10 protein-coding genes and 1 tRNA gene are annotated in these 14,643 nt (G+C 71.8%); 7 read left to right on the forward strand and 4 right to left on the reverse strand.

Translation table 11 applies throughout. From position 1 onward, the window contains the following. Position 1: 1 nt before the first annotated feature. The 3 genes from eboE to ACFOSY_RS17200 all read left to right on the forward strand — a co-directional run bounded on the left by eboE (position 2) and on the right by ACFOSY_RS17200 (position 3,869). Complete coding sequence (gene eboE / locus ACFOSY_RS17190) at positions 2 to 1,171, forward strand: metabolite traffic protein EboE (protein ID WP_394307683.1); 1,170 nt, start codon at positions 2 to 4, stop codon at positions 1,169 to 1,171. Further along, entirely contained in the window at positions 1,168 to 2,547 is a 1,380-nt protein-coding gene (locus tag ACFOSY_RS17195) for a nucleotide pyrophosphatase/phosphodiesterase family protein (RefSeq protein ID WP_394307684.1), read from the forward strand. The genes eboE and ACFOSY_RS17195 overlap by 4 nt, the downstream gene beginning before the upstream one ends. A 110-nt stretch (positions 2,548 to 2,657) precedes the next feature. After that, on the forward strand, positions 2,658 to 3,869 hold the full coding sequence (locus ACFOSY_RS17200) for a sugar phosphate isomerase/epimerase family protein (protein WP_394307685.1): 1,212 nt from the start codon (positions 2,658 to 2,660) through the stop codon (positions 3,867 to 3,869). Between the two features lie 83 nt (positions 3,870 to 3,952). On the opposite strand, the gene ACFOSY_RS17205 is transcribed toward ACFOSY_RS17200, so the two are convergent. The 4 genes from ACFOSY_RS17205 to ACFOSY_RS17220 all read right to left on the reverse strand — a co-directional run bounded on the left by ACFOSY_RS17205 (position 3,953) and on the right by ACFOSY_RS17220 (position 10,530). Beyond that, the gene (locus ACFOSY_RS17205) at positions 3,953 to 5,332 is read right to left on the reverse strand and encodes an OFA family MFS transporter (protein WP_394307686.1); all 1,380 of its coding nucleotides are present in this window, start codon (positions 5,330 to 5,332) and stop codon (positions 3,953 to 3,955) included. 122 nt (positions 5,333 to 5,454) lie between these two features. Further along, positions 5,455 to 7,599 (reverse strand): acetate--CoA ligase family protein, encoded by a 2,145-nt coding sequence (locus tag ACFOSY_RS17210; RefSeq protein WP_394307687.1) that lies wholly within the window; start codon positions 7,597 to 7,599, stop codon positions 5,455 to 5,457. Positions 7,600 to 7,603: 4 nt separating this feature from the next. After that, positions 7,604 to 8,836, reverse strand: a complete 1,233-nt coding sequence (gene frc, locus ACFOSY_RS17215) for a formyl-CoA transferase (RefSeq protein WP_394307688.1) — start codon at positions 8,834 to 8,836, stop codon at positions 7,604 to 7,606. Between the two features lie 11 nt (positions 8,837 to 8,847). Further along, complete coding sequence (locus ACFOSY_RS17220; RefSeq protein ID WP_394307689.1) at positions 8,848 to 10,530, reverse strand: thiamine pyrophosphate-binding protein; 1,683 nt, start codon at positions 10,528 to 10,530, stop codon at positions 8,848 to 8,850. Positions 10,531 to 10,730: 200 nt separating this feature from the next. On the opposite strand from ACFOSY_RS17220, the gene sucC reads away from it, so the two are divergent. The 4 genes from sucC (at position 10,731) to ACFOSY_RS17240 (ending at position 14,580) form a co-directional block, all read left to right on the forward strand. After that, entirely contained in the window at positions 10,731 to 11,861 is a 1,131-nt protein-coding gene (gene sucC, locus ACFOSY_RS17225; RefSeq protein WP_394307690.1) for an ADP-forming succinate--CoA ligase subunit beta, read from the forward strand. 14 nt (positions 11,862 to 11,875) lie between these two features. Next, positions 11,876 to 12,754, forward strand: coding sequence for a succinate--CoA ligase subunit alpha (gene sucD / locus ACFOSY_RS17230; protein ID WP_394307691.1), 879 nt, complete (start codon positions 11,876 to 11,878; stop codon positions 12,752 to 12,754). Between the two features lie 54 nt (positions 12,755 to 12,808). After that, the gene (locus tag ACFOSY_RS17235; protein ID WP_394307692.1) at positions 12,809 to 14,350 is read left to right on the forward strand and encodes an aldehyde dehydrogenase family protein; all 1,542 of its coding nucleotides are present in this window, start codon (positions 12,809 to 12,811) and stop codon (positions 14,348 to 14,350) included. Between the two features lie 145 nt (positions 14,351 to 14,495). After that, positions 14,496 to 14,580: transfer RNA gene (locus ACFOSY_RS17240), tRNA-Leu, on the forward strand. Positions 14,581 to 14,643: the final 63 nt, after the last annotated feature.

Here is a 14,643-nt window from a genome sequence, read left to right on the forward strand (position 1 = left end):
CATGCGCTTCCGCCACCCCGACGGCTCCACCGTCCACCTCGCCTATTGCACCAACGTCCACCCCGCCGAAACCCTCGACGGCGTCCTCGCCCAGCTGCGCGACCACTGCGAACCCGTCCGCCGGCGCCTCGGCCGGGACCGGCTCGGCATCGGCCTGTGGCTGGCCAAGGACGCCGCCCGCGCCCTGCACACCGACCCCGCCGCCCTGCGCGGCCTGCGCTGCGAACTCGAACGGCGCGGCCTCGAGGTCGTCACCCTCAACGGCTTCCCCTACGAGGGCTTCGGCGCCGAGGAGGTCAAGTACCGCGTCTACAAGCCGGACTGGGCCGACCCCGAACGCCTGGAACACACCGCCGCCCTCGCCCGCGTGCTCACCGGACTGCTCCCCGACGACGTCACCGAGGGCAGCATCTCCACCCTGCCGCTGGCCTGGCGCACCGCCTACGACGACACGCGCGCGGAGACCGCCCGCACGGCGCTGCGCACCCTCGCCGAACGCCTCGACGCACTCGAGGACCTCACCGGCCGCTCCATCCGCGTCGCCCTCGAACCCGAACCGGGCTGCGTCGTCGAGACCACCCGGGACGCCATCGCCCCGCTCACCGCGGTCGGCCACGACCGCGTCGGCATCTGCGTCGACACCTGCCACCTCGCCACCTCCTTCGAAGACCCCGACACCGCCCTGGACGACCTCGCCCGGGCCGGCGTCCCCGTCGTCAAGTCGCAGCTGTCCGCCGCCCTGCACGCCGCACAGCCGCACCTCCCCGAAGTCCGCGAAGCCCTCGCCGCCTTCGCCGAACCCCGCTTCCTGCACCAGACCCGCACCTCCACAGCCGCCGGGCTGCGCGGCACCGACGACCTCGACGAGGCCCTGGCCGGCGACGCCCTGCCCGACGCGGGCCCCTGGCGCTCCCACTTCCACGTCCCGCTGCACGCGGCCCCCGCCGCGCCCCTCACCTCCACGCTCCCCGTCCTCACCTCCGTGCTGACCCGGCTCGTCGGGGGGCCGCACCCCCTCACCCGCCACCTCGAGGTGGAGACCTACACCTGGCAGGCGCTCCCGCCCGAGCTGCGCCCCCGCGGCCGCGCCCAGCTCGCCGACGGCATCGCCGCCGAACTCACCCTGGCCCGCGACCTGCTGACGGACCTCGGCCTGAAGGAACTCCCATGACCGACCCCACCCCGCTGCTCGTCCTCGACGTCGTGGGCCTCACCCCCCGTCTGCTCGACCACATGCCCCACCTCAAGACCCTCGGGCAGTCCGGGTCCCGCGCCCCGCTCGGCACCGTGCTGCCCGCCGTGACCTGCGCCGCCCAGTCCACCTTCCTCACCGGCGCCATGCCCTCCGAGCACGGCATCGTCGGCAACGGCTGGTACTTCCGGGAACTCGGCGACGTCCTGCTGTGGCGGCAGCACAACGGCCTCGTCTCCGGCGACAAGCTCTGGGACGCCGCCCGCCGCGCCCACCCCGGCTACACCGTCGCCAACATCTGCTGGTGGTACGCCATGGGAGCGGACACCGACATCACCGTCACCCCCCGCCCCGTCTACTACGCCGACGGCCGCAAGGAACCCGACTGCTACACCCGGCCGCCCGCCCTGCACGACGAACTCACCGAGAAGTTCGGCACGTTCCCCCTGTTCCACTTCTGGGGCCCCGGCGCCGACCTGGTCTCCAGCCAGTGGATCATCGACGCCACCCGGCACATCATGAGCACCCGCCACCCCGACCTGACCTTGTGCTACCTCCCTCACCTCGACTACGACCTCCAGCGCTACGGCCCCGACGACCCGCGCTCCCTGAAGGCCGCCGCCGACCTCGACACGGCCCTCGCCCCGCTGCTGGACGACGCCCGCGCCGAGGGACGCACCGTCGTCGCCCTCTCCGAGTACGGCATCACCCGCGTCAGCCGGCCCGTGGACATCAACCGCGCCCTGCGCCGCGCCGGCCTGCTCGAGGTGCACACCCAGGACGGCATGGAGTACCTCGACCCGATGGCCTCCCGCGCCTTCGCGGTCGCCGACCACCAGATCGCCCACGTCTACGTGCGCCGCCCGGAGGACCTCGACGCCACCCGGGAGGCCCTCGACTCAGTGCCCGGCATCGAGCAGCTCCTCGACGACGAGGGCAAGAAGGCCCACCACCTCGACCACCCTCGCGCCGGCGAGCTGGTCGCCGTCGCCGAACCCGACGCCTGGTTCACGTACTACTACTGGCTCGACGACGACCGCGCGCCCGACTTCGCGCAGCTCGTCGAGATCCACCGCAAACCCGGCTACGACCCGGTCGAGCTGTTCATGGACCCCCACGACCCCTACGTCAAGGTCAAGGCGGCCGGCGCGCTGGCCCGCAAGAAGCTCGGCATGCGCTACCGCATGGCGGTCGTGCCCCTCGACGCCTCACCTATTCGCGGCAGCCACGGCCGCCTCCCCGCGAGCGACGACGACGGTCCGCTCCTCATCTGCTCCACCCCCCGCGCTGTCGGAGACCGCGTCGCGGCCACCGACGTCAAGCAACTCCTGCTCCGGCTCGCCGGACTCGGCTGACACACCACGCACGGCCGCCGAACCCGACCACCGAGAGTGAAACACACGGCACTGACAACGGCCGGTCCCGCAGCCGCCGGGACCGCCCACGACCGAGAAGGCAGGCACCCGTGACCCCGTACTCCGACCCCTCCCGCCCCTCCGGCACCGACGCCGCCGCTCTCACCGACACCCCGGACGAGGCGCTGCGCCGCAGTCTCGGCGTCGGCCGGCGCCGCTTCCTGAGCACCTGCACCGCCGTGGCGGCCGGCGCCGTCGCCGCCCCCGTGTTCGGCGCCGCCCCGGCCCTGGCCCACGGCAGAGACCACGGCCACGACCACGGGCACGACCACGGCCGTGGCCAGGTGCTCGTCCCGCCGCACAAGCGCGGCATCATCCTCTACACCGTGCGGGACGCCACCGCCCGCGACCCGCTGGCCAGTGACCTGCCCTCGGGCTTCCGCGAGGTGTTCAAGCAGCTCGCCCGGCACGGCTACCGTCAGGTCGAGTTCGCCGGCTACCGCCAGCACGCGAACGCGCCCGGCGGCGACAACCTCGAGACGGTGGAGGGCGCGAGGCTGCTGCGCCGCTGGCTCGACGAGTACGGGCTGCGCGCCCAGGGCAACCACGGTTTCATCCCGTCGTCCTGGCCGCTGACCGCCGCCGACAAGGACACCTTCAAGAAGCACCTGGAGATCGCCAACATCCTCGGCATGGACCACATGGGCACCGGCGGCGACCCCACCGGCAGCTCCTACCGGGCCGACTGGGACGTCGCCGCCGACAAGTGGAACGAGCTCGGCGAGATCGCCCGCTGCGCGGGCATCAAGCTCTACACCCACAACCACGACAGCGCGTACGGCTTCCTGCTGGACCGGGGCCCGCTGGACGACCAGGGCCGGCCGACCCGCAGCTCCGGCATCCGGAAGCTGGAGTACTTCCTGAAGGTCACCGACCCGAAGCTGGTCTGGCTGGAGATGGACATCTTCTGGGCGCACGTCGCCCAGTACAAGTTCCACACCTACACCGCGCCCGACGGCTCCACCCGCGAGAACGTGTTCGACCCGGCGGGCCTGGTCACCCGGTACAACAAGCGCTACCCGCTGTTCCACGCCAAGGACGGCGTCGTCGACACCGCCAACGGCATGGGCTGGGACATGGTGCCCTTCGGCACCGGCGACATCGACTACACGACGTTCTTCTCCCGCGTCGGGCTGAGCACCTACCGCAACCCGATGGTGGAGGACGACAACTCCCCGAGCGCCACCGACCCCGCGCAGTCGCTGCGCGAGGCCAAGATCAGCTACGACAACATGGCGGCCCTGCGCAGGCGCCGCCGCTGACCGCGTGACGACGGACCGGGCGGCCCCCTCCCGGCGAGGGAGGGGGCCGCCCGGTCCGTGCGGTGCGGGCGAGCGTCGCGCCGTCAGCCCTCGCCGAGCGGACGCGGGTTGGGCGTCACCTTCTTGGTCTTCGGGCGCCCCGGCGGGGTCAGGAACAGCGCGACGACCCCGGCGAACAGCGAGATGCCGCCGGCCAGACCGAAGGCGCCGTTGTAGCCCCACGCGGCCACGACCACGGACCCCATGCCCGCGCCGAGCCCCGAGACCAGCTTGGAGCTGTACACCATCCCGTAGTTGGTGGCGTTGTTGTTCTCCCCGAAGTAGTCCGCCGTCAGCGCCGCGAACATCGGGAAGATGGCTCCGCCGCCGAAGCCGGAGACGGCGGAGAAGAGCAGGAACAGCGGCAGGTTCTTGATCTCCGCCGACCAGATGATGCCGAACTGGGCCAGGCCCAGGATCACGCACACGTACAGCAGGCACTTCTTGCGGCCGTACAGGTCGGAGAGCCAGCCGATCACGCCCCGCCCGGTGCCGTTGACGATCGCCTTCAGCGACATGGCGGTGGCCACGATGCCGGCCGCGAAGCCCGCCTCCTCACCGATGTCGACCTGGAAGGCGATGCCGAAGATGTTCACGCCCGAGGTGCAGGCGAGACAGAACCACATCAGCGCCACCCGGCCGGTCCGCCACGCCTCCAGCGGGGAGTACTGCTTCACGGCGGGCGGGTTCTTCTCGAGCGAACGCCGGGCGCGCGGGTCGTCCGGCGGGTTCAGCGGGTCCACCGAGTCCGGCCACCAGTTCTTCGGCGGGTCCCGGAAGTAGAAGCCGGCGACGGCCACCACCCCGGCCAGGAACACCCCGGAGGCGACCAGCACCCAGCGGAAGTTGGAGCCGTCCATGTAGCCGTGGAAGATGAAGACGAACGGCACCGACCCGTACGCGAAGCCGCCGTTGACGAAGCCGGTCTTGCCGCCCTTGCGCTCCGGGTACCACTTGCCGACCATGTTGACGCAGGTCGCGTACACCATGCCGGCGCCCATGCCGCTGAACACGCCGAACCCGATGAAGGCCAGGGCGACGTGCGGCGCGTACGCCAGGGAGAGATAGCCGAGCAGCGTGCCGGCCGAGCCGAGCATCATCGCCCACCGCGCCGGCAGCTTGCCGTTCTCCCGCAGCCGCCCCGCCGGGAAGGCCACCGCGGCCTGGCAGAACACCCAGGCGGTCATCATCCAGTAGATGCTGCCGCTGGACCAGTGGTGGGCCTCGTGCAGCGTGTCCTCCGCGGACGCGAACGCGTACTCGGCGGAGGAGATGCCCATCATGCCGACCCAGGGCAGGATCACCATCCACTTGCGTTTGCGGCCCATGATGTCGATGTCGGTCTCACCGACCCGGTAGACCCGCCCGTTCCTGTCGGTCACCTCCCGGTAGGGGACGACCCGTGTGACATCCGTGGTTGTCATGGAAATTGCACCCCTTGCGTCGAAAGAACTGGCCAGCGCCCCCTGTCCCGTGCCTTTCGTGCGCGCCCGGGTCCCGGGGCCGGCCGGCGCACACCCGCCGGCCGCCCCCCGGCCCCGTCAGCTCATGAGGCGCCCCCCATCAGCCCGGCGGCCCGCGCCCAGCGGTACTTGGCGCCGAGGACCGCCACCGGCCTCTCGGTCGTGTACGGGTAGGCCACGACACCGTGCTCGAAGAGGTACTGGCAGGCCTCCTCGACCTCCACGTCCCCGGCGAGCGACGCCACCACGGGCTTGGAGATCCCCCGCTCGCGGAACTCCGCGACCACGCGCGCGGTGAGTTCCGCGAACACCATCGGCGGGGTGACGATGGTGTGCCAGTAGCCCAGCACCAGCGCGTGGATGCGCGGATCCTCGAGCCCCAGCCGGATCGTCGCCTCGTACGTCGACGGCGGCTCGCCCCCGGTGATGTCCACCGGGTTGCCGGCCGCCCCGAACGGCGGGATGAACTCCCGGAAGGCGGCGTCCAGATCGGGCGGGATCTCCATCAGCGACAGCCCGTTGTCCGTCACCGCGTCCGACAGCAGCACCCCGCTGCCGCCCGCCCCGGTGATGATCACGACGTTGTCGCCCTGCGGGGCGGGCAGCACGGGCAGCGCCCGCGCGTACTCCAGCATGTCGTTCAGACCCGGCGCCCGGATCACGCCGGCCTGCCGCAGGATGTCGTCGTACACCGCGTCGTCGCCCGCGAGCGCCCCGGTGTGCGAGCCCGCGGCCTTCGCGCCCGCCGCCGTACGCCCCGCCTTCAGCACCACGACCGGCTTCTTCGGCACGGTCGCCCGCGCGGCCTCGACGAACGCGCGCCCGTCCTTGAGGTCCTCCAGGTGCATCGCGATGCACTCGGTGTGCGGGTCCTCCCCGAACCAGGTCAGCAGGTCGTCCTCGTCCAGGTCCGACTTGTTGCCCAGCCCCACGATCGCCGACACACCGGTCTTCGTGGTCCGCGCGAAGCCCAGGATCGCCATCCCGATGCCGCCCGACTGACTGGTCAGCGCCACCCCGCCCTTGACGTCGTACGGCGTGCAGAACGTGGCGCACAGGTCCTGCCAGGTGGAGTAGTAGCCGTAGATGTTCGGCCCGAGCAGCCGGATGCCGTGCCGCTCGGCGATCGCCACGATCTCCTCCTGGAGCTCGTGCTCGCCGGTCTCCGCGAACCCGGAGGGGATGAGGACGGCGTTGGGGATCCGCTTGCGCCCCACCTCCTCCAGCGCCGAGGCCACGAACCGGGCGGGGATCGCGAAGACCGCCACGTCCACCTCGCCGGGAACGTCGGTGACGCTCTTGTACGCCTTGCGGCCGAGGATGTCGTCGGCCTTGGGGTTCACCGGGTGGATCTCCCCGGCGAAACCGCCGTCGACGAGGTTGCGCATCACCGAGTTGCCGATCTTCCCGGACTCGTTGGACGCCCCGATCACCGCCACCGAGCGCGGCTGCATCAGACGGCGCATGGAGGTGAGGATCTCCTCCCGGGAGTACCGGCGGCGCTCCCTCGGCTCCTCCGTGGAGAGGATCACCCGGATGTCCGCGGCGACCGCGCCCCCCGGTGTCGCGATCACCGGGTTGAGGTCCACCTCGGCGATCTCCGGGAAGTCCGTGACCAGTTCGGACACCCGCCGGATCTGCTCGGCCACCGCCCAGCGGTCCACGCCGGCCCGGCCGCGCACCCCGGTGAGGATCTCCGCCGACCGGATCGAGTCCAGCATCGACAGCGCCTCGCCGGCGTCCACCGGCGCCAGCCGGAACGTGACGTCCTTCAGCACCTCGACGAGCACCCCGCCGAGCCCGAACGCCACCACCTTCCCGAACGTCGGGTCGGTGACCGCGCCGACGATGACCTCCTGCCCCTGCGGCAGCAGCTCCTGCACCTGCACGCCCTCGATCCGGGCGTCCGGCGCGTACGCCCGCGCGTTCTCGACGATCCGGCGGAACGCGGCCCGCACGTCCGCCGCGCCCTCCACGCCGACGACCACACCGCCGGCGTCGGTCTTGTGCAGGATGTCCGGCGACACGATCTTCATCACCACGGGCCCGCCCAGCCGCGCCGCGCACGCCACCGCCTCGTCGACGTCCCGCGCCAGCTCCTCACCGGGCACGGCGATCCCGTAGGCGTCGGCGATCACCTTGCCCTCGGGCGCGGTGAGCGCCGTCCGCCCCTCGGCGCGCACCGCGTCCAGCAGCGCCCGCACCTTCGCCGTCCGGTCCTCCGCCATCACGTCAGATCACCCCGTTCGACTTGAGCAGGCGCAACTCCTCGTCACCGAGCCCCAGTTCGCCGACGTACACCTCTTCGTTGTGCTCGCCGAGCAGCGGGGAGGCGACCACCTCGACGGGGGAGTCGGACAGCTTCAGCGGGCTGCCGACGGTGACGAACTCGCCGCGCTCCGGGTGCGGGACGGTCACCACCATCTCGTTGGCGACCAGCGAGTCGTCCTCGATGATCTCCTTGGTGGACAGGATCGGCCCGCACGGGATGTTGTGCGCGTTGAGCTTCTCCAGCACCTCCCACTTGGGCAGCGTCGAGGACCACTCCTCGATCAGCTGGAACATCTTGTTCAGCTTCGGCAGCCGCGCCTCCGGCGTCGCCCACTCGGGGTCGTCGGCCAGCTCCGGCCGGCCGATCAGCTCGGCGACCGGCTTCCAGCCCACGGGCTGCACGATCACGTACACGTAGTCGTTCGGGCCGCCCGGCGCGCACTTGACGGCCCAGCCGGGCTGCCCGCCGCCGGACGCGTTGCCGGAGCGGGGGACCTCGTCGCCGAAGTCCTCGTTCGGGTACTCGGCCAGCGGGCCGTGCGCCAGGCGCTGCTGGTCGCGCAGCTTCACCCGGCACAGGTTCAGCACCGCGTGCTGCATCGCCACGTTCACCCGCTGCCCGCGCCCGGTGTGCTCCCGCTGGTACAGGGCGGCGAGAATGCCGGCCACCGCGTGCACGCCCGTGCCCGAGTCGCCGATCTGGGCGCCCGTCGCGAGCGGCGGCCCGTCCTCGAAGCCGGTGGTCGACATCGACCCGCCCATCGCCTGCGCGACGACCTCGTACGCCTTGAAGTTGGTGTACGGGCCCTCGCCGAAGCCCTTGATGGAGGCGTAGACGATCCGCGGGTTGATCTCCTTGATGCGGTCCCAGGTGAACCCCATCCGGTCGATGGCGCCGGGTCCGAAGTTCTCGACCATCACGTCCGAGCGCCGGATCAGCTCGGTGAGGATCTCCTTGCCGCGCTCGGTCTTGGTGTTCAGGGTGATGCTCCGCTTGTTGCAGTTGAGCATCGTGAAGTAGAGGGAGTCGACGTCCGGCAGGTCGCGCAGCTGCCTGCGCGTGATGTCACCGGTGGGCGCCTCCAGCTTGACGACGTCCGCGCCGAGCCAGGCCAGCAGCTGGGTCGCGGAGGGGCCCGACTGGACGTGGGTCATGTCCAGGACGCGGATGCCCTCGAGTGCCTTCGCGGTCATGGGCGTGCACCTCACTTGTACATGGTCTGGTTCATCGTTCCGGGGGCGTACGCGTCCGGGTCCACCCAGACGTTGATCAGCGACGGCTTGCCCGACTCCCGGGCGCGGCGCAGCGCGGGGCCGATGTCGGCGGGGTCGCGGACCTCCTCGCCGTGGCCGCCCAGCATCCGCGCGAACTCGTCGTAGCGGACGTCCCCGAGGGTGTTGCCGACCCGCTCCCGGTCCTTGCCGTACTTGGCGGCCTGGCCGTAACGGATCTGGTTCATCGAGGAGTTGTTGCCGACGATGCCGACGAACGGCAGGTCGTAGCGGACCAGCGTCTCGAAGTCCCAGCCGGTGAGGGAGAACGCGCCGTCGCCGAACAGCGCGACGACCTCCTTGTCCGGCCGCGCCTGCTTCGCGGCGAGCACGAACGGCACACCGACGCCGAGCGTCCCGAGCGGCCCCGGGTCCATCCAGTGGCCGGGCGACTTGGGCTGCACGACCTGCCCGGAGAAGGTGACGATGTCGCCGCCGTCGCCGATGTAGATCGAGTCCTCGGTGAGGAAGTCGTTGATCTCGCTCACCAGCCGGTACGGGTGGATGGGGGAGGCGTCCGAGCGCAGTTGCGGCAACCGCTTCTCCAGGGCGGTCTGTTCGGCCGCGCGCAGCTCGTCCAGCCACTCCTTCCGCTTGGACGCCCCGCCGTTGACCCGCCCGGAGGCCGCCTCGGTGACCGCCTTCAGCACCAGCCCCGCGTCCCCGACGATGCCGAGGTCGATGTCGCGGTTCTTGCCGACCGTGCGGTAGTCGAGGTCGATCTGCACGACCGTCGCGGCGGGGGAGAGCCGCTTGCCGTAGCCCATCCGGAAGTCGAAGGGCGTGCCGACGATCACGATGACGTCGGCGTTCGAGAAGGCGTACCGGCGGGACAGCTGGAAGTGGTGCGGGTCCCCGGGCGGCAGCGTGCCGCGCCCCGCGCCGTTCATGTACGCGGGCACGTTGAGCGTGCGCACCAGCTCGACGGCCGCCTCGGTGCCGCGGGTCGTCCACACCTGGCTGCCGAGCAGGATGGCCGGCTTCTCGGCGTGCACCAGCAGGTCGGCCAGCCGCTCGACCGCCTCCGGGTCGCCGGGCGAGCGGGTCGAGGCGCGGTAGGCGCCCGCCTTCGGCACCCGCGCCTTGTCCACGGGCACCTTGGCGTCCAGCACGTCGCGCGGGATCTCCAGGAAGGAGGGCCCTGGGGCGCCGTGGTAGCACTCGCGGAAGGCCATCGACACCATGTCCGCCGCGCGCGCCGTGTCCGGCACGGTCGCCGCGAACTTGGTGACAGGGTTCATCATGTCGACGTGCGGGAGGTCCTGCAGCGACCCCATCTTGTGCTGGGTCAGGGCCCCTTGGCCGCCGATCAGCAGCATGGGCGACTCCGCGCGGAAGGCGTTGGCGACCCCGGTCACGGCGTCGGTGGTGCCCGGTCCGGCCGTGACCACGGCGCAGCCGGGCTTGCCGGTGATGCGCGCGTAGCCGTCGGCGGCGTGGGCGGCGACCTGCTCGTGCCGTACGTCGACGACCTCGATGCCCTCGTCGACGCAGCCGTCGTAGATGTCGATGATGTGGCCGCCGCACAGCGTGTAGATGCGGTCGACGCCCTCGGCCTTGAGGGCCTTGGCGACGAGATGACCGCCGGAGATGACGTCCTGGGTGTCGTCGGGCATGGCGAAGTCCTTGTCCCTTTCCTAGGGGGCGGGGAACACTCTCGCGGTACATTGCATACAGTCGACGAATACTGTATGAAGCTTGTTATCCCGCATCCGATGGGTGGTGTCCAGGGGGTGCGCGGGACTTTTCCGTCGCCGGCCCCGGCCCAGAGGGCCCCTCCCCGGACCTTCCGGCGACGTCACAGACAGGAGCCGAGATGGACCTGTACGAACACCAGGCAAGGGAACTCTTCGCAGACCACGGCATCGTGGTCCCGCGGGCCGAGGTCACCGGCTCGCCCAAGCAGGCCCGCGAGATCGCCCGCCGCCTCGGCGGCCGCGTCGTCGTCAAGGCCCAGGTCAAGACCGGCGGACGCGGCAAGGCGGGCGGCGTCAAGCTCGCCGCCGACCCGGCCGCCGCCGAACTCACCGCACGCCAGATCCTCGGCATGGACATCAAGGGCCACACGGTCGGCACCGTGATGCTGGCCCAACCCGTCGACATCGAGTCCGAGTTCTACGTCTCCTACGTCCTCGACCGTGCCGCGGGACGCTTCCTCGCCATCGCCTCCGCCGAAGGGGGCATGGACATCGAGGAGGTCGCCGCGACCCGCCCCGAGGCCGTCGCACGCGTCCCCGTCGACCCGGCCGAGGGCGTCACCCCCGCGGTCGCCGCCCGCATCGCCGACGCGGCGGGCCTGCCCGCCCGCACCGTCGACGTCCTGGTCCGCCTCTGGGACGTCCTGGTCCGCGAGGACGCCCTCCTCGTCGAGGTCAACCCGCTGGTGAGCACCCGCGACGGACAGATCATGGCGCTCGACGGCAAGGTCACCCTGGACGACAACGCCCGTTTCCGCCAGTCCCGTCGGGGCGACGAGGCGGACGCCGGCCACGACCCGCTGGAAGCGGCGGCGGCCGCCAAGGGCCTCAACTACGTCAAGCTCGACGGCGAGGTCGGCGTCATCGGCAACGGCGCCGGACTCGTCATGTCCACCCTCGACGTGGTCGCCGGCTGCGGCGCCCGCCCCGCCAACTTCCTCGACATCGGCGGCGGCGCCTCCGCCCAGGTCATGGCCGACGGCCTCTCCGTCGTCCTCTCCGACCCGTCGGTGACGTCCGTCTTCGTCAACGTCTTCGGCGGCATCACCGCCTGCGACGCCGTCGCCGACGGCATCGTCCGCGCCCTCGACACCGTACGGCTCACCAAGCCGCTCGTCGTGCGCCTCGACGGCAACAACGCCGAGCGCGGACGGGCCCTGCTCGACGAGCGCGCCCACCCGCTCGTCGAACAGGTCACCACCATGGACGGCGCCGCGAGCCGGGCCGCCCACCTCGCCACCACACCCTGAGGAGACCGGACGACATGGCGATCCACCTCACCAAGGAGAGCAAGATCCTCGTCCAGGGCATGACCGGCGGCGAGGGCATGAAGCACACCCGGCGGATGCTCGCCGCCGGCACCAACGTCGTCGGCGGCGTCAACCCGCGCAAGGCGGGCCGCACCGTCGACTTCGCAGGCCGGCCGGTCCCCGTCTTCGGCTCCGTCGCCGAGGGCATCGACGCGACGGGCGCCGACGTCACCGTCGTCTTCGTACCGCCCGCCTTCACCAAGGCCGCGGTGACCGAGGCCGCCGACGCCGGCATCGGCCTCGCCGTCGTCATCACCGAGGGCGTCCCCGTCCACGACTCCGTTGCCTTCCTCGACCACGCCCGCCGCCGCGGCACCCGCGTCATCGGCCCCAACTGCCCCGGCCTGATCAGCCCCGGCCAGTCCAACGCGGGCATCATCCCCGCCGACATCACCAAACCCGGCCGGATCGGCCTGGTCTCCAAGTCCGGCACCCTCACCTACCAGCTGATGTACGAGCTGCGCGACATCGGCTTCTCCACCTGCGTCGGCATCGGCGGCGACCCCGTCGTCGGCACCACCCACATCGACTGCCTGGCCGCCTTCCAGGACGACCCCGACACCGACCTGATCGTCCTCATCGGCGAGATCGGCGGCGACGCGGAGGAACGCGCGGCCGCCTACATCCGCGACCACGTCACCAAGCCCGTCGTCGGCTACATCGCCGGCTTCACCGCCCCCGAGGGCCGCACCATGGGCCACGCCGGCGCGATCGTCTCCGGCTCCTCGGGCACGGCCCGCGCCAAGCAGCAGGCCCTGGAGGCGGCCGGCGTGCGGGTCGGCCGCACCCCCACGGAGACGGCCCGGCAGGTCCTGGCCGTGCTCGACGCCTGACCCCTTCCTGAGCACCTCGACCTCTCGACCGTGCACCGAGAGCGGAGGAACCGTATGCCACCCACCCTCACCCTCAAGTCCGGCACCGCCTGGGACGACGCCTGGCAGCGCTGCCTGACCGTCGCCCCGGAGGCCTTCCGCGACGACCGCGTCCTCAACCTCTGGAACGCCGCCTGGCAGACCGACGGCCGCGCCCTGCCCGCCGTCAGCCCCGTCGACGGCACCCCCGTCGCGGGCCCGCCGCGCCTGGACCGGGCCACCGCCCGCCAGGCCGTACGCGCCGCCCTGGACCAGCACCGCGCCTGGCGCCACATCCCGCTGCCGGAACGCCGGGCCCGCGTCGCCGCCACCCTCGACGCCCTCGCCGAGCACCGCGACCTGCTCGCCCTCCTGCTCGTCTGGGAGATCGGCAAGCCCTGGCGGCTCGCCCGCGCCGACGTCGACCGGGCGGTCCACGGCGTGCGCTGGTACGTCGACGGCATCGACACCATGCTCGACGGCCGCGCCCCGCTCGACGGGCCCGTCTCCAACATCGCCAGCTGGAACTACCCGATGAGCGTGCTGGTCCACGCCCTGCTGGTGCAGGCGCTGGCCGGCAACGCGGTCGTCGCCAAGACCCCGACCGACGGCGGCGTCGCCTGCCTCACCCTGGCCACGGCGCTCGCCGCCCGCGAGGGCATCCCGGTGACCCTCGTCAGCGGCGGCGGGGGCGAGCTGTCCGAGGCGCTGGTGCGGGCGCCGGAGATCGGCTGCGTCTCCTTCGTCGGGGGCCGCGACACCGGCGCCGCGGTCGCCACCGCCGTGGCCGACCTGGGCAAACGGCACATCCTCGAACAGGAGGGCCTGAACGCCTGGGGCGTGTGGAACTTCTCCGACTGGGACACCCTGAGCGCGACGATCCCGAAGCTCTTCGACTACGGCAAGCAGCGCTGCACGGCCTACCCGCGCTTCGTCGTCCAGCGCGGCCTGTTCGACGCGTTCCTCGCCGCCTACCTCCCCGCGGTCCGCACCCTGCGGACCGGCCACCCCCTCGCCGTCGACCACCCGGACGACCCGTACCCGGCGCTCGACTTCGGCCCCGTGATCAACGCGGCCAAGGCGAAGGAACTGCACGACCAGGTCGCCGAGGCGATCGACCGGGGCGCCGTCCCGCTGCACCGCGGCACCCCGGCCGACGCCCGCTTCCTGCCCGGCCAGGACACGTCGGCGTACGTCCAGCCGGTCACGCTGCTCAACCCGCCCCGCTCCTCCCCGCTGCACCACGCGGAACCGTTCGGCCCGGTCGACACGATCGTCCTGGTCGACACGGAGGCGGAACTGCTGGCCGCCATGAACGCGTCCAACGGCGCCCTGGTGGCCACCCTCTCCACGGACGAACGCGCCACCTTCGACCGGCTCGCCCCGCACATCCGCGCCTTCAAGATCGGCCACGGCGTGCCGCGCTCGCGCGGGGACCGGGACGAGCTGTTCGGCGGCTCCGGCGCGTCCTGGCGCGGCGCCTTCGTCGGCGGCGACCTCCTCGTCCGCGCGGTCACCCGGGGCCCGGCGGGGGAGAGGCTGCCGGGGAACTTCCCGGACCACCAGCTCGCGCCCTGACCGCGTGACCGCCCGGACACACGCCGTGCACCCCGTACCCACACCGTGCGGAGGCACGGAAAACGCAGGTGAAAGGCACTCCGAAACCTTGGTATGGTTGTCCATGTCGCCGCGGGGGGATCACCCCGCACGCGACAGACACCTTGTCCGGGTGGCGGAATGGCAGACGCGCTAGCTTGAGGTGCTAGTGCCCTTTATCGGGCGTGGGGGTTCAAGTCCCCCCTCGGACACTCGCTCCTTCGAGGGCCTCGACCGGATGGTCGGGGCCCTCGTCGCGTTGTCATGACTGACAG

It is taken from the genome of Streptomyces lusitanus (assembly GCF_042647945.1).
Lineage (GTDB): Bacteria > Actinomycetota > Actinomycetes > Streptomycetales > Streptomycetaceae > Streptomyces > Streptomyces pseudogriseolus.